At 60.0% G+C, this 16,377-nt stretch carries 11 protein-coding genes; 10 read left to right on the forward strand and 1 reads right to left on the reverse strand.

Annotated elements, in window-relative coordinates:
• Positions 1-384: 384 nt before the first annotated feature.
• From tssJ to tssG, 6 genes are all read left to right on the forward strand, one after another.
• Entirely contained in the window at positions 385-1,014 is a 630-nt protein-coding gene (gene tssJ, locus HOLFODRAFT_RS23110) for a type VI secretion system lipoprotein TssJ (RefSeq protein ID WP_005032967.1), read from the forward strand.
• Positions 1,015-1,103: 89 nt separating this feature from the next.
• Positions 1,104-2,453: a type VI secretion system baseplate subunit TssK gene (gene tssK, locus HOLFODRAFT_RS0211180; RefSeq protein ID WP_026939252.1), complete on the forward strand. Its 1,350-nt coding sequence runs from the start codon at positions 1,104-1,106 to the stop codon at positions 2,451-2,453.
• Positions 2,454-2,465: 12 nt separating this feature from the next.
• Positions 2,466-3,221 (forward strand): type IVB secretion system protein IcmH/DotU, encoded by a 756-nt coding sequence (gene icmH / locus HOLFODRAFT_RS0211185; protein WP_005032963.1) that lies wholly within the window; start codon positions 2,466-2,468, stop codon positions 3,219-3,221.
• 9 nt (positions 3,222-3,230) lie between these two features.
• Positions 3,231-3,722 carry a type VI secretion system baseplate subunit TssE gene (tssE, locus tag HOLFODRAFT_RS0211190; protein ID WP_005032960.1) on the forward strand — a complete coding sequence of 164 codons (492 nt, stop codon included), beginning with the start codon at positions 3,231-3,233 and terminating at the stop codon, positions 3,720-3,722.
• 2 nt (positions 3,723-3,724) lie between these two features.
• On the forward strand, positions 3,725-5,578 hold the full coding sequence (tssF, locus tag HOLFODRAFT_RS0211195; RefSeq protein WP_005032959.1) for a type VI secretion system baseplate subunit TssF: 1,854 nt from the start codon (positions 3,725-3,727) through the stop codon (positions 5,576-5,578).
• Positions 5,578-6,561, forward strand: coding sequence for a type VI secretion system baseplate subunit TssG (gene tssG, locus HOLFODRAFT_RS0211200; RefSeq protein ID WP_052572547.1), 984 nt, complete (start codon positions 5,578-5,580; stop codon positions 6,559-6,561). Before tssF ends, tssG begins: the two co-directional genes overlap by 1 nt.
• A 15-nt stretch (positions 6,562-6,576) precedes the next feature.
• Here the strand turns inward: tssG and tssH are convergent, their stop codons facing one another.
• Positions 6,577-9,219 (reverse strand): type VI secretion system ATPase TssH, encoded by a 2,643-nt coding sequence (gene tssH, locus HOLFODRAFT_RS0211205; protein ID WP_005032955.1) that lies wholly within the window; start codon positions 9,217-9,219, stop codon positions 6,577-6,579.
• A gap of 136 nt (positions 9,220-9,355) precedes the next feature.
• Between tssH and tssA the strand changes: the two genes are divergently transcribed.
• The 4 genes from tssA (at position 9,356) to tagF (ending at position 16,339) form a co-directional block, all read left to right on the forward strand.
• Positions 9,356-10,438: a type VI secretion system protein TssA gene (tssA, locus tag HOLFODRAFT_RS0211210; protein WP_005032953.1), complete on the forward strand. Its 1,083-nt coding sequence runs from the start codon at positions 9,356-9,358 to the stop codon at positions 10,436-10,438.
• A 494-nt stretch (positions 10,439-10,932) separates the two neighbouring features.
• Positions 10,933-11,550, forward strand: a complete 618-nt coding sequence (locus HOLFODRAFT_RS20755) for a M15 family metallopeptidase (protein ID WP_084053582.1) — start codon at positions 10,933-10,935, stop codon at positions 11,548-11,550.
• Positions 11,551-11,600: 50 nt separating this feature from the next.
• Positions 11,601-15,299: a type VI secretion system membrane subunit TssM gene (tssM, locus tag HOLFODRAFT_RS20760; RefSeq protein ID WP_005032949.1), complete on the forward strand. Its 3,699-nt coding sequence runs from the start codon at positions 11,601-11,603 to the stop codon at positions 15,297-15,299.
• An 11-nt stretch (positions 15,300-15,310) separates the two neighbouring features.
• A complete protein-coding gene (tagF, locus tag HOLFODRAFT_RS0211225) occupies positions 15,311-16,339 on the forward strand; it encodes a type VI secretion system-associated protein TagF (protein ID WP_005032946.1) in 1,029 nt (342 codons plus the stop codon).
• The last annotated feature ends 38 nt before the right edge of the window (positions 16,340-16,377 follow it).

Here is a 16,377-nt window from a genome sequence, read left to right on the forward strand (position 1 = left end):
AGGAACCCCAGGGGGTATTTCCAAAGCTTCGAGGGCTGGATGACACCTGAAGGGACAACAGAGGCTGCTCTCATCATATTCCCTATAAACAACAATTAGACCAACAAAACACCCTCGAGCGACCCGACCACCAGACGATTCCCGATGCCTGCCACGAACAGGAAGCAAGGGGCTCTTCAGCTTTCAGCTAGCAAGGTTTTATTCATTTTCTTAGCGACCCTACCAAAACCCAATCCATGCAGAGATTAGTGAAGAAATAGTATTTTAGATAATTTGCTTTGGTTGAATTGAGGCAAGTTAGCCACATTTGCAGACAATGTTATCGGCTAAAGAACATAACAATTCATGATACCATCCCCCTGACGTGGATCACTAGAGGGCCCAATGAAAATGAATCATGTTTACAAAACCCGACAAGTGCTGCTCCTCTCTGGGCTTCTTGCGCTGGCCCCCCTGGCCTGCGACAAGGCACCCAAGCTCATCCCGCAGACTCCGCCCACCAAGGTCATCCTGGAGGCGAAGGCCTCCGCGACCGTCAACCGGGATACCAGTGGTGAGCCTCTTTCCGTAGTGGTGCGCACCTACTACCTGAAGGACAAGACTGAGTTCTCCAAGCTGGCTTTCGATCTTCTCGCTGGCGGGCGAACAGACCAGGAACTGCTCGGCTCCGAGTACATTGGGCGCTCCGAATACGTCGTGGTGCCGGGTTCGAACCTGACTGAGACCATGGACCTGCCTCCAGGCACGCGTTATGTCGGCGTCGTCGGCTTCTTCCGGAAACCGGATCCGAACTACTGGCGCTTCCTGGTCAAGGTGGAGGACCTGAAACCGACCAAAGAGCAGAAAAAGAGGCTGAAGCTCAAGGGCAGGGACAAGGGCCCCGTTTCCATCGAATTGCAGGACTGCTACCTCTCCCTCACCAGTTGCAAGCCGGAGCCCATCCCGGGGCAGCCCCTGGACGCCAAGCCCGATTGCGGGGGACAGGCCGAGGCTTCCACGCCCCCTAAGCCCTAGCACCCTCCGCACATCCGCACCCCGTGACCCGCTGAGGTCCTGATGATTATTCCCCTCGCTTCTCCAATCTTCTTTTTCTGGATGACACTGTGACCAAGGCGCATCGCATGCTGTGGGGTGAAGGCATCTTCCTTCGCCCTCAGCATTTCCAGCAGCAGGATCTTCATTTCGACGCCCAGTTGCGAAGGTGCCTGAACCAGATGTACGCGCATCCCTGGGGCGTCCGCGCCCTGGAAGTGGATCTGGACGCCCTGGCCAGCGGACTCATGCATTTCAGCCATCTCGAAATGGCGTTCCAGGACGGCACCTTCTTCGAAGCCCCCCATGCGGAGCCTTTGCCATTGGCCCGCAGCCTGAACGACATCCCGAATCTGGGCTCCGAGGTGGTCGTCCACGCCTGCCTGCCCCTGCTCAATGCCTATGGTCACAACTCCGCGAATCCTGGCACCGAGACGAAGCGCACCGCGCGGTACCTCACGGAGAAGGTGCAGGCCGTGGATCTCTTCACGGAAGCGCTGGAATCCGAGATCGAAGCTCTCAAGGTGAACGTGACCCTCCTGATGGAGGAGGAAAACCGGGACGGTTTCCTGTCCGTTCCCGTGACGCGACTGCTCAAGCGCCCCACGGGAGCCTGGGCTGTGGACGAAACCTTCGTGCCCCCGCTGCTGTCCATCCAGGGCGCCCCGCCCGTCATGGCCACGCTCCGGAGGATCCTCGATATCCTGATGATCAAGAGTCAGTCCCTGACGACCTCCCATCGGGAACGCGTCAAGAGCGTCGTGGAATATGGCACTTCGGACATCGCCTCCTTCTGGCTGCTCCACACGGTGAACCGGAGCTTCCCCCTGTTGAACCACCTCCTGCGCTTCCCTCAGGCCCACCCCGAGGAGGTCTACAAGGATCTGGCTCAGCTGGCCGGAGAGCTGGTCACCTTCTCCTCGACCCTCACCCTGAATGACATCCCGACCTACAAGCACCTGGAACTTACCGAGACCTTCCAGCGCCTCGATGCCCTGATCCGCGAACTTCTCGAGACCGTGATCTCCAGCCGCTTCGCCGTGATCCCCCTGGTGAGCACCCGGCCCTCCTTCTTTGTGGGGCGACTCGAAAGCGACCGCTTCGCCGAGAACACGGACTACTACCTGTCCGTGTCTTCAGAGCACCCGGCGAACCAGATCATCGAGAACGTGCCCCTCAAGCTCAAGGTGGGAAGTCCGGACGATGTGGAGAAGATCCTTCACTCCGCCATGGCCGGGGTGCGCCTCAACCACGTCACCCAGACCCCGGCCGCCGTGCCGGTGCGCATCGGGAACCACTACTTCGAGATGGACCCCCACGGGCTGATCTACGACAGGATGCTCACCTCCCGGAGCATCTGCATCTACGTCCCCGCCGCCCTCCCGGAAATGAAGCTCGAACTCATCGCCGTATTCCGTTGAGAAAGATGAACCATGGAAGCCACCCTCTCCCCAGCTGAAATCAACCAGGAACTCATGGGCACCTCGGCTCCCGAGGCGCCCCCGCTCAAGGATCTGATGGAGGACGGCATCTACCTCCTCTTTCTCCTTCGCAGCGGGACCACCCCGCACAGCGCCGAGGAGTTCAACCGCCGCGTGGACGCCTTCCTGGCGCAGTTCGAGCGCAACGCCGCCAATTTCGGGAAGAGCGCCAGCGCCATCCAGAGCTGCAAGTACGCCTTCTGCGCCCTCATGGACGAGATCGTGTTGAATTCACAGTTCGAGATCCGGGACGCCTGGGAGCGCAGCCCCCTGCAACTGCGGCTCTTTGGAGAGCACCTCGCAGGGGATGGTTTTTTCAACCGGCTGGAGAGTCTCCGTCTTGAACCCCAGAAGAACCTTGAGACATTGGAGGTGTTCTACACCTGTCTCCTTCTCGGATTCCAGGGCCGCTATCTGCTGGAGGGCGAAGACAAGCTGGGCTTCCTCATTGCCCGCCTCGGCCAGGAGATCAGCGGCCTGAGGGGGGCCAAGCCCGAATTCGCTCCCCACTGGCAGCCCAGCTTCCAGTTCGGCGACTTCGTTCGCCACGAACTTCCCTTGTGGATCTTCTATACCCTCCTGGTCCTGGTGGCGATCGTCCTCTTTCTAACCTTCACCTTCGTCCTTCGTTCCCAGCTGAAGGACCTGGAGAGGGTCCAGAGGCTGACCTCCGTCACGACCATCCTTCAGTCACCCTCGGCCACCTAGCCGGATCCCATGGCGTACCCGACTTCCCGCCAGACCCTGGTCTCTTCCTCCCTGCTGGACCGTTTGATGGACGACCGTCCAGACCTTTCCAGCGAATCCCAGTCCGAGTTCCTGTTCGACGTTGCACGCTACAAACGCGCGGTGGCTCGGGATCTCGAACTCCTGCTGAATACCCGATCGACCTACATGGGAGAGGAGAATCTGGAAAGCTTCCCCCTCGCCAAGGGGTCGGTCCTGATGTTCGGCATCAGTGACCTGAGCAGCCTGAGCCTCCTCAACCCTCAGGACCGCGTCTTCCTCCAGGACAACCTCCGCAAAACCATCGATTGCTTCGAGCCGCGCCTCGCCAACGTCAAGGTGTCCCTGGAGATCTCCCGGGACACCCACCATGTGATGCGCTTCCGGGTGGATGCCCTACTGAGGGTGCACCCCACACGACCACCGGTTAGCTTCGACGCCATGCTCCAACTCTCTTCGAACACCTACCAAGTGAAGGACTAGCCTTGCTGGAGGAACTGCTTCCCTATTACGAGCGCGAACTCGGCTACCTCCGCGAGATGGCGGGGGAATTCGCCCTCCGCTATCCGAAGATCGGCCGCCGCCTCCAGATCGACGGAGAACAGTGCGAGGACCCCCACGTCGAGCGGCTCATTGAGTCCTTCGCCTTCCTCACGGCCCGGATCCACCGAAAGCTGGACGACGAGTACCCCGAGATCACCGAAGCCTTCATCCAGGTGCTCTACCCGCACTACCTGCGCCCCATCCCCTCGGCCACGATCGTCCAGATCAGCACGGACCCGGACAAGCCGGAATTGTCGGGACGCTACACCATCCCGCGCCACCACCCGGTCGTGGCCCCGATAATCCAGGGAGTGAAGTGTCAGTTCCGGACCTGCTACGACCTTGACCTCTGGCCGATTGCCCTGAACCGGGCGGGACTGGAGCTGGCCCAGAACTCGGCCCACCTCCGGACACTGACAACGGCGGCCGCCGTCATCAACCTGGAGCTGAACACCCTCTCGAACCTCAACTTCGAGACGCTGAAGCTGGACAAGCTGCGCTTCTTCCTGGACGGGAACGCCCCGCTGATGCACCTGCTCTACGAGCTGATCTTCTCGAAGCTCATCGGCATCCGCGTCACCGATGGCAGTGACGACCCCTCCCACACCGTGATCCTCCCCAAGGAGGCCCTCCGCCCAGTGGGCTTCAGCCCCGAAGAGGGGCTTCTGGACTTCGACACCCGTTCTTTTCCCGGGTACCGCTTGCTTACGGAGTACTTCGCCTTCCCGGACAAGTTCATGTTCTTCGAAGTGACCGGCCTGGATCACCCCAAGCTGCGCCACCCCGGTTCCCGCCTGAAGATCCAGCTGCTCCTCTCCCATTACGCCGAGACGGAGCGCCACACGCGGCTCCTGCAAACCCTCAATGCCCAGAACTTCAAGCTCGGCTGCGTCCCCCTCGTGAACCTCTTCCAGCAGGCCGGGGATCCCATCCGGATCACCAACCAGCAGTCCACCTATCCCGTGACGGTAAACGGTCGGAAGGTCGGCGGCTTCGAGGTCTATTCCATCGACGCCGTGACTCGGGTCGAGAAGGGGTTCGGGGAGGAGATCCACCAAGAGGTGCCGCCCTTCTATTCCATCAACCACTTTTCGACCGAGCGGGAGCAGTCCTATTACTGGTACGCCACCCGGGAGGCCTCCACGCGCCGGGACGACCGGGGCACCGATGTGGAACTCGCCCTGGTGGACCTCGATTTCAAGCCTGTGCGTCCGGAGTCCGAAGTCTTGAGCCTGGAGCTCACCTGCACGAACCGGGACCTGCCGGCCTCCATCCCCTTCGGAGGCGCCGGCAACACTGGGGAGGGCTTCACGGTTCCCAACCATGGCATCGTGAAACGCGTCGCCCTGCTGCGCAAACCCACGCCAAGCCTCCGTATGCCCGCCAAAGCAGGGCTCCAATGGCGCCTCATCTCCCATCTTTCCATCAACCAGCTGTCCATGGTCGCCCACGGGAAGGAGGCCCTCCAGGAGATCCTGGGGCTCTACAACTACACCGATTCCCCGGCCATGGCCAAGCAGATCCAGGGCATCGTTTCCGTAGAAACCAAGCCGACAACCGCCCGGCTGCCCGGGCCGGGATTTGTGAGCTTCGCACGAGGACTGGAGGTCACCATGACCTTCGATGAGAACGGCTACGTGGGCTCCAACCTCTTTCTCTTCGCCAGCATCCTGGAGCGGTTCCTGGCGTATTTCTGTGCCCCCAACAGTTTCGTAAAGTTCCACATGTTCACGCGACAACAGGAAGACGAGGTCCACCATTGGCCAGCAAGGGCCGGAGAAACAGCACTGATCTGATGGACCGCCTGAAATCGGAACCCTTCCGATTCCGCTTCTTTCAGGCGATACGTCTGCTCAAACTCTCGAGAAAAGCCTCGGGCAGCAAGGCCGAACTCCCTCGCCAGTTCCGATTCCGTACGCCTCTTTCGCTGTCCTTTCCCTCCAGCGAAATCCAGCGATTCGAGACTCGGATGCTCCAGGAAGAGAAGGAGGGTACCCCCCTGGAGATGGAGGTGGGCTTTCTCGGATTGACTGGCCCCTCCGGGGTACTTCCCCATTGCTACACAGAAATACTGATCGATCGGAAGCTGGTGCAGCGAGACGGATCAGCCCATGCATTCCTGGACATCTTCAGTCACCGAGCCATCGCACTCTTCTACGAGGCTTGGCAGAAGTACCGTTTCTACATCGGGTATGAGATGGGTGACCGGAACGGCTTCACCCGGCATCTGACCGAACTTCTGGGCACGGCGAGCACCTGGGATAATGGTGAAGCTGTCCCCCCTCAACTCACAGCCTTCTTCTCGGGGATCCTTGGACGGCGGCCTCTCCCAAGCTCCAGCCTGAAGGGCCTGCTCAGCACCTATTTCGGAGTGGAGCTGGAGATCGAGCAGTTCGTCGGGCAATGGATCGAGGCTCCCCTTTCGGAGCAGAGTACCCTCGGTGGGGAGTGCGCCTCTCTGGGAATGACCACGGTCGTGGGCCAGCGGCTTTGGGATCAGCAGAGCAAGATCCGGCTTCGAATCGGCCCCTTGAGGCAGGCCAAGTTCAACGAGTTCCTACCGGGACGCTCGGCAGCCCTTGCCCTGCGCCACTTGGTAGAGCTCTGCCAGGGCCAGTCGCTCAACTGCGATATCACCCTGGTCCTGGAGCAAGAGGCTGTCGGCGATACGCTCCTCAGCAAAGTGGCCCCGGTCCCGGTCATGCTGGGATTCAACGCGTGGGCCCGGACCTCTCCCGCGACCAAGGATCTGGATGATGTCCGGTTCAGACTGATCTGAACCGGACATCCCCCCCTAGACGATCTGGAAGCTGACCTTATCCTTCTTGGTCTTCAAAGCGATGCTCTTGATCTTCTTGCCTTCGGACATCCGCTCCAGCAGCCTGCCGGAAAGATCCGCAAGGATCACCTGAGAGATGATGGCGTCCGCGTTTCTCGCCCCGCTCTCCACCTCAGTGCAACGCGCGGCCATGAGCTCAATGAGGGCGTTGTCATAGGTCATAGTGGCCGAGTGGTTGGCCTCGATCCGCTTGCGGATCTTCTCCATTTTCAGCCGGATGATGGCCTTCAGGATCTCGTCCTGGACCGGGTAATAGGGTACGACACTGAGGCGCCCCAGGAATGCCGGCTTGCAGGCCTTCTGGAGTGTGGGCCTGAGAACCTCCTGAAGATCCTGGGGAGTCGGCTGGCGCACCTTGTCCCCCTCCTTCACCCCGTGCTCCACGGCGCGCAACACCAGATCCGATCCGATGTTGGAGGTGAGAAGGATGATGGTGTTCCGGAAATCGATCTCCCGCCCCTCGGCGTCCTCCATCAGGCCCTTGTCGAAGACCTGGTAGAAGAGCTCCAACACATCGGGGTGGGCCTTTTCCACTTCATCCAGCAACAGCACGCTGTAAGGCTTTCGTCGGACGGCCTCGGTGAGGACGCCCCCTTCTCCGTAGCCAACATACCCCGGAGGCGAACCCTTCAGGCCCGACACGGTATGGGCCTCCTGGTATTCGGACATGTTGATGGAGATGAGATTCCGTTCGCCACCGTACAGCACATCCGCCAGGGCCAGGGCCGTCTCGGTCTTGCCTACGCCGGAGGGCCCCACCAGCAGGAAGACGCCCTTGGGCTTGCCTGGGTCCTCCAGGTTCGCCCTGGCGATCTGGATATGCCGCGCGATGAGCTCCAGGGCGTGGGGCTGACCGATGACACGGGCCTCCAGCAGGGCCTTCAAGTTCCTGATGGTGCCGATCTCGTCCGCCACCATGCGCCCCAGGGGAATGCCCGTCCAACCGGAGATGACTTCCGCCACGGTAGCGCTGTCCACGCAGTCGTAGATGAGGGGCTGGGTCTTGTGCGCGTCGCGAAGCCGCTCCTGGACCGAGCGGAGCTGGGTCTGGGCCTCCTTCGAGTCGTCACCCATGGTGATGCGCTCCCGCAGGCTGCGAACCTCCTGCACCAGCTCGGCCTGGAGCTTCTGTTCCCCGAGTTGTTTCTCCAGATCGATCTCCAGCTCGGCCCGCCGCTTCTTGAGTTCCTCCTGACGGGGTTTGTGCTGCGGATTCTCCTTCTCCTTGTCCAGAGCGGCGCTTTCCCGATCGATGTTCTCGATCAGGCGTGTGAGGTCTTCTACCGCCGCGGGCTTGCTCGCCTGGGAAAGGGCCACCCGAGCGCAGGCGGTATCGAGGACACTGACGCACTTGTCGGGCAACTGGCGCCCGGCAACGTAGCGACTGGAGAGCTTTACCGCGTCCACCACGGCTTCGTCGAGGATCCGGACCTTGTGGTGGGTTTCCATGGCCACCGCGATGCCGCGCATCATCTGGATCGCCGAATCCTCGGAGGGCTCCTCAACCTTCACCACCTGGAAGCGCCGGGCCAGAGCCGCATCCTTCTCAAAATACTTCTTGTACTCCGACCAGGTGGTGGCCGCGATCGTGCGCAACTCTCCTCTGGCCAGAGCCGGTTTGAGCAGGTTGGCAGCGTCACTCTGCCCGGCCTGGCCCCCGGCGCCAATCATCGTGTGGGCTTCGTCGATGAAGAGAATGATGGGGATGAGGCTGCCCTTCACTTCATCGATCACGGAACGCACCCGGTTCTCGAATTCGCCCTTCACGGAGGCTCCAGCCTGGAGCAAGCCCATATCCAAGGATCGGAGAGCAACATTCTTGAGGGGATCGGGCACATCCCCCTCAACGATGCGTGCGGCCAAGCCTTCCACTACGGCGGTCTTACCCACGCCCGGCTCGCCCGTGAGAATGGGGTTGTTCTGCCGACGGCGCAGCAGGATATCGATCATCTGGCGGATCTCGCCATCGCGTCCCAGCACGGGGTCGAGTTTGCCCACCCGGGCCAGGGCCGTGAGATCCGAAGTGTAGCTATCCAGAGCGCGGGTGGGGGCCCCCGTCGTGTTCATACCCTTCTGCTCGGTGCCCTCGCCCTCTCCAGAGGCCGGGGCCGGACTCATCGCGCCTTCCTTGGCTGAGCGCAGGATCGCGGGGAGATTCTTCTTAAGCTCGTCTGCAGGGATACGGCCCAACAGCTCGCAGGAACTCCCCAGGGTGCGTCGGAGATCCTCGTCCACAACCAAAGCCTCCAGCAGGAAGCCACTGCGCAGTATCGCCGCTCCATGGTCCACACTCGCCATCAGCCAAGCCGTTTCCAGCCAGCGCGGGATATTGACCGAAAGCACCGGGCTGCGTGTATTCCCTGTCTTGAGCCTGCTGAGACCCGCCAGGAGATCCTTTTCCAGGCGGGCGACCTGGATGTCATAGGCCTTTAGGATCGCAACACAGTCGGAATCCTGAAGGGCGAGGAGCTCCAACAGGACATGCTCCACATCCACCTCATGATGAGTGCGCGATAATGCCACATTCACCGCCGTTTCCATCGCCCGCCGACAGAGGGGGTTCAGTTTGCCAATCAGGGGTTTCAGACCTGTCTTCATTCACGTTCCTCAAAGAAGCGGCGGGCCGCAAAATGGTTAACATTTCATGATATCTTGTATCATTCCATTTGAGGCGAACGGATCAAACAAGGAGTCCATTGCTCCATAACGTTAATAATTAAAGCATGGTAATGACATGAATAGACAGCTACTCGAACCCCTCCTTTGCCCAATTCCCGGAGACCACCCCAGTGGCAGGGATATGACGCATTCCCCGGAATTCGACGAAATCCGCAAGCTCCGCAAGGGCGATGACCCCCTTCTCGCCCAGGGAGAATGGGTTTGCGAGATCAAAGCTCCGCAATGGGCCCGAGTCAGAGAACTCTGCGAAGGACTGCTCAAGACCCAGACGAAGGACCTCCAGGTCGCCTGCTGGTACACCGAGGCCCTGACAAATTCCGAAGGTTTCCAGGGACTGGCCCTCGGCCTCGGGACACTCCAGGGCCTCCTGGAACGCTTCGGAGGCATTGACCATTCCGCCCTCTTCCCCACTGACCAAGACGAACGCATCGCCCGGTTCGAATGGCTGAACGCCCAGTTGCCCTTGGTGATCAGCAACGTCCCCATGACAACCCCAGCCACGGGCAGTTACTCGCTCATCCAGTGGGAAGAATCCCGGGCTGTCGAGAACTTGGGCCTGCGAGACACCAAGGCCAAGGAGCAGGCGCTCGCAGAAGGGAAACTGGCCGGGGAGGCATGGGACAAGGCCGCAATGGCGTCCGGCCCCCATTTCTATATAGCCTTGCTCGACATGATGAATGGCCTTCAAGCCTCCTTCGAGCAACTGGAACAACTCGTCGAATGCCACTTTGCTCCGGATTCTCCGAACCTGAGCGCCATCCAGACTGCCCTTGAAGGGTGCCACAACCTAGCTTCCCAATGCCTTAAACGTTTTACAGGTGTCGCCCCCAGAGAAGAAGCCTTTGCCGCAGCCGCCCTAACCCTCAACTTGGACGCACCTATAACCCAATCCATTACCGTGGTTCCAGCCCATCCCACCACCGGAGGCGTTTCTTCGCGCACAGAGGCGATTCGCCAGCTGCGTGAGATCGCCAAGTATTTCCGGGCCCACGAACCCCACAGTCCCGTGGCCCTCCTGGTGGAGCGCGCCGCCCGCTGGGGCGAGATGTCTCTTGAGCACTGGCTTGGGCACGTCATCAAGGACGAGAACACCCTCGGGCAGCTTCACGACCTCTTGGATCTGCGTGGGGAAATGTAAGCAGAATGCGAAAGTCTCGATTTTAGGAATGCATCAATTTTGATGATCTATTATTGAATCCAATGCCCAGCCGGGGCTACTTGAGAAGCCCAATTCACCCAAGCGTTCCATCCCAAGTTATATTAATATTTTTTATACACCGCGAATCATCACATAAAACTCATACCCGCGAAGCAGATAAATCGATTTGGACAAACGTTGACAAAAAATATATTAATTAATAGATAAATAAATCTAATCATAATTGGCCTCGCCACATGTTCAGAACCACAATGCTACCGATCTTCCTCCCATTGGTGACCATCCTTGCCTCCTTAACCTGGGTCGGATGGCGGTTCTTCTACCCTTCCCACTCTGCTTCCAACCGGACGAAACCCCTCGCCGAAAATGTGGCCGCACCCTGGAGCCGTTTTACGTGGCCGCGCCCGAAATGGGCGATCCCAAGGATTTCCCTGCCCCATCTCGCCCTGCCGACGATTTTCAAGGGTCGGAGCATGTTTTGGCTTGCGGTCCCCATTCTGCTGGTGGGCCTCACAGTCGCCTTCACCCTGAGCCTTTCAGACCACCACCAGCTGAATGACCTCAGCAGGACTGGCATCGGCCCAGAGGACAAGGTGAGCATCATCATGGGGGAAGAGAAGCTCCTGGCACCAGCGCCTCTGCCCCCTTCTACCTTCTCTGGCACAGAGATCCCCAATCTTGAAACCGCCAACCGCGAGTGGAGTCGGCTGGATCTGAATTTCGCCAAGACCCTCCTGCAACTCTTTGAAAGGATGCAGAGTCGGCAATACCCGCTAGCGCTCCTTGAAGGATATCGCAGCCCAGAGCGCCAGGACATGCTTGCATCCAAGGGTTTGCACGTTACCCACGCCAGGGCTTTCCAGAGCAAGCACCAGTATGGGCTTGCGGCGGATGTTGCCCCAATCCGCAACGGCAAACTCGTGATCTCCGAACGAGACCCCTGGGCCGCAGCGGCCTACAAGGTCCTCGGGGAGGAAGCAGCCGCCCTGGGCCTCGTTTGGGGCGGGAACTGGGCCATGAATGACCTGGGCCACGTGGAGTGGCGCACGAAACCCAAGGCCCCCCAGCAGGCGGCTCTCACACGACCCTGAACCACCCTCTGTCTTCCTGATTCTCCAAAAATTCTCACGTAGGAAACATCATGTCCTGGTTACGCAATACAAAGATCCTCTCAGCCATCATCTTCCTGGTGCTCATAGGCCTCATCTGGTTCGCAGGGCCCTACATGGGCCTCAAGTCCAGCGAGGCCCGATTCACGGTGATCATTCTGATCCTGCTGATCTGGGTAGCCATCCTCATGGTGGGCAAGGTGATCCAGGAGCGATCCGCCAAGCTGCTGGAAAAGGTCCTCCGGCGCAAGGCTGACGATGCGGTGGTATCCGCCTCGCCCGAACAGCGGGCCGAGGCCGCCATGCTGAGGCAGCGTCTGCTTGCAGCCATACAGACCCTCAAGACCTCCAACCTCGGGAAGACCCGCGGGAATGCGGCCTTGTATGAGCTCCCCTGGTACATGATCGTGGGGCACCCTTCGGCGGGAAAGAGTTGCGCACTTTCGCACTCGGGGCTGAAGTTCCCCCTCGCAGCGAAGGGAAGCGCCTCCGTCCAGGGGATCGGCGGCACTCGAAACTGCGACTGGTTCTTCTCCACGGAGGGTGTGCTGCTGGATACTGCAGGACGTTATTCCACCGAGGCAGAGGATCGCGCCGAATGGCTAGAGTTCCTGAAGCTCCTCAAGAAGCACCGCCCCAAGGCACCCCTCAACGGCATCCTGATCGCACTCAGCCTCCCGGAATTGCTCCAGCACCACAGCGAGGCGTTCATCCACTATGCCCGGCAGATCCGCCAGAGGATCAACGAAGTGGACGACACCTTCGGCACCAAGGTCCCGGTCTATCTGGTCTTCACGAAGATCGATCTGCTTCGGGGCTTCGACCAGTTCTTCGAGGATCTGACAGAGGAGGAGCGCAAGCAGGTCTGGGGCGCCACCCTCACCCACGAACAGCCGGAGAACTTCAATGCGGTCAAGGCGGTGGGGCAGCACTTCGACGCCCTCTTCCACGGCCTCACTCAGCTGGGAACCGACAAGCTGGCCAGCAACAAGGCCAACCAGAAACGCCCAGCCCTTTTCGCGTTTCCCCTGGAATTCCACGGAATCAAGGACGCCATCTGCAAGTTCACGGAACACCTGGTGGCGCCGGACCCGTACCACACGAAGCCCTTGATTCGCGGCTTCTACCTGACCAGCGCACTCCAGGAGAACAGCCAGACCGTCACGACCACGAGCCGCATCTCCAACATGTTTGATCTGACCAAGTTCGGGTTCAAACCCAGCGAGCTGGCTGGCAGCAAGCCCTTCTTCCTGGAATCCCTCTTTCGCCAGGTGATCTTCAAGGACATGCACCTGGTGGGCCGAACCGTTAACCCGAAACAGAATCGCACCAAGCTCATGGGTCTCTCCGCCGGGGTGCTCATACTGGCGATCATGAGCGGGTGCTGGACCTGGTCATTCACGGGGAACCGGAAGCTGATCTCCGAGGCCCAGGAAGAACTTGTCATCTCAAAGAAGCTGTTTCGGAACGGGAACCTGGGCGACCAGCTGAAAGCCCTCCAGGTGCTGCAGTACCGACTGGAGCAGCTCCACCAGTTCCGCAAGCAGGGCCATCCCTGGAAGATCGGCTACGGGCTGTACCAGGGCGACGAGATAGAGAAGACCATGCGTGCGGAGTATTTTGCCGGGGCCCGTCAGGTCATGCTCGAGCCCATCAGGGAGCAGCTGGAGGAAAAGCTCTCCCGATCCCTTAGCGGAGAGGCCCCGGCGGAGGGGACTCCCCCACCCGCGCGCGCGCAGCGCAGCCGGACCGGTAGCACCATCCTGACCCTGCCCTCCTCCAGCGAACCATCATCAAGAGGCAAACGGATCGAAGAAACTTACAACACGTTGAAAACCTATATCATGCTCCACACCCGGGAGCGCATCGATCCGAACCACCTCACGGACCAGATGCCCAGGCACTGGCGGAACTGGCTGGAGGCTCACCGGGGCGACTACCCCATGGCCGAAATCGCACGCATGGCCGAGCGCACAGTGGCATTCTACGTCTCCCAGAGCAAATGCCAGGATCTTCCCCTCATCGACAACCGGGACGATCTGATTACCCAGGTTCGAAACCACCTGCGGGGAGATGTCGCCCACTTTTCCCCCCTGGAGCGCCTCTACAGCGAGATGAAGGCCCAGGCCAACACCCGCTACGCCCCGATTACGGTGGCCCGCATCCTGAACAACAAGGACATGGATCTGATCGGCTCCAGCGCCGCAGTCCCAGGTTCTTTCAGTCGGGAAGCCTGGGACGGATTCTTCCGTGAAGCCCTCACCCTGGGCAGCCAGGGGAAGTTCAAAGGCACGGACTGGGTTCTGGCCTCGCCCCTTCCCGACAACCTTGACGAACTGGGTTCCGTGGAGGCACGCCACCAGAAACTTCTGGCCATGTACCAGGAAGACTACATCAAGGAGTGGGAGAAGTTCCTCCAGGGCGTCGTGATCCACCCCATGGGTACCCTGGAGCGGGCATCCACTAGCCTAGCCCGTTTCGGCGACCCCCAGAGCTCCCCCATCAAGCTCATCCTGATGAGAGTGGCCACGGAGACGGCCTGGGATAATCCCTCGGAGTTGAACAAGGGCGGCAGCAAAGCCGGGGATTCAGTCATTGCGAGGACCGAGAGTCTGCTGGGGGTAGGCTCGAGCCCTGGCAGTCAAGAGTCCAAGCTGGGCCGGGTCGGAGGGCGTTTCGCCCCCATTGCGGAACTCTCCACGTCCCAGGCCGGAGGCCGCTCCGCAGTGGATGGCTATCTCGAGATCCTCAACAAGATTCGCGGCAAGCTGACCGGCATCACATCGTCCGGGGACATAGGATCAGGGTCGCGCGCCCTGATGCAGGCCACCCTCAGCGGCTCCGGATCCGAGCTCGCGGAAGGTCTCAACTATGTGGACTCCTCCATGCTGACAAGGTTGGATGAGACTTCAAAGGACGTTGTCCGGCCTCTACTTCTTCGGCCATTGATGGAGAGTTTTGCCGTTCTGACCGGGCCAGCGCAGCAGGAAATCAACACCCTGTGGCAGCAGCGGGTCTATGGCCCCTGGAGCAGCCTCGCTACGAAGTACCCCTTCGCCGACTCCAGCAACGACGCCACCATGGCCGAAATAGCTAAGTTCCTGAACCAGAACGATGGGACTCTACCCAAATTCGTAGAAAATGAACTGGGAAACCTCGTGGCACGCAGGGGAGATACCTTCGTCGCCCGGACCTGGGGCGGCCAGGGCATCGGCCTCAGCCCGACCTTCCTCAACGCGATCTCCCGCTTGACCAACGCGGCCAGCGTCCTTCACGAGAACGAAGCCTCCAGGCTGGAGTTTCAGCCCTTCCCAACACCCGGACTGACGGATATCCTCCTGGAAATCGATGGCCAAAAGATCCTTTACCGCATGGGCCCCCAGATCTGGGCACCGATCGCCTGGCCCAGCCTGTCCACCAGCCAAGGCGCCCGGCTTCAGGTGACAGCCTTTGGAGGCGCCACAGTCCAGATCCACAGCTTCAGCGGTCGCCTCGGGCTCCTTCGCTTGCTGGATAATGCGCGCGTAGACCAGGCCGGTGGAGCATGCTCCACCCTCGAGTGGAGCATGAAGATACCCGCTGGCTCTGCGACGCGAGCCTCCACTGCCGCAGCTAAGGGTTCTGCCTCCCCCAATCGCATCCGGTTCAACCTCCGGATAGTTAGTGGCGCTAACCCCTTGGCCTTGAAAGCCCTTCGTAACCATTCCCTGCCCCACCGGATCTGCAACTGAGGAGCAAAGACATGTCCCCGATACTGTTGGGAAGCCCAGCAACCAAGCTCCCCCCGTTGATCTTCGGGAAGCTGCCGAATCGCCCGGACTTCGTTCGCATCAATGCCACCCATCCCGTGGTCACAGAGTTCGACGAACTGGTCCAGTTCGCCCTCCAGCACTTCCGAGTTCAGGAGGGATGGGAGAGCCGCTACGACCAAGCTTCGCCACTCGACTTCTGCTACACCACCAGGGATCAGAAGTGGGTCTTCTTAGGCACCATGCAACGTAGCCAGGACCAGTCCGGTCGAAGGTACCCCCTGGTGGCCGGGATCGCCATGCCAGCCCAAACCGTAGGCAATGACCAGCATCTGGTGCCCATCGCCTACGAGGTTTTTTTCCAAGGAATGCGGGAACAGCTCTCGAGCGCCATCGAGAATTCCGTGGAAGCGCTGGCTTGTCGGCAATTCCTGGAATCCCAAACCGACCTGTGGTCCAGCGAAGCCAGCGACCTGCCCCTTGCGGAACAGATCGTCAAACAGTTCACGGACACCCATCACCCCAGCATTCTCGAGCCTCCGCCAAATCAGGAAGGCGCTTCCTTCCCCATCGCCCAGGCCCTGCTCAACATCGCCTTCTACCGGGACTTCCTGCGCCGATTCCCCTCGACCATTCTGGTCATCGATCTGCCCCTTCGGGGAGGCCCCGGGGAAGATGCCCTCTATGCCAGCACCTGGCTCAATATCCTGTCCGCCCTGGCGGGTCCGGAGGGTTCCCGGAACATCAGCTTCTTCCTGAGCAAAGGGCCACATCGAACCCACCTCATCGCCTCTTTCGGGCGGATGCCGGGGAAAGCCTTTCTCTTGGCACTTGGTGGGGAGCCCCCCGAGGAACTCCGCCTCAATCTGACCACTGAGCAACCCATGTGGCAATCACATAAGATTTATGCAGAAACGACCTATGCGATGAATCGAATTCTCTCGGATCCATACCTTCCGATCTCGTCTCTGCTTGCATTTCTTAAGGATGCATCTCGAAAGATCGCCGATGCAAATCAATGAACTGTACCTATTTTCTTTTTATTCAAACCGTGTACTAA

This window comes from Holophaga foetida DSM 6591, from assembly GCF_000242615.2.
GTDB lineage: Bacteria > Acidobacteriota > Holophagae > Holophagales > Holophagaceae > Holophaga > Holophaga foetida.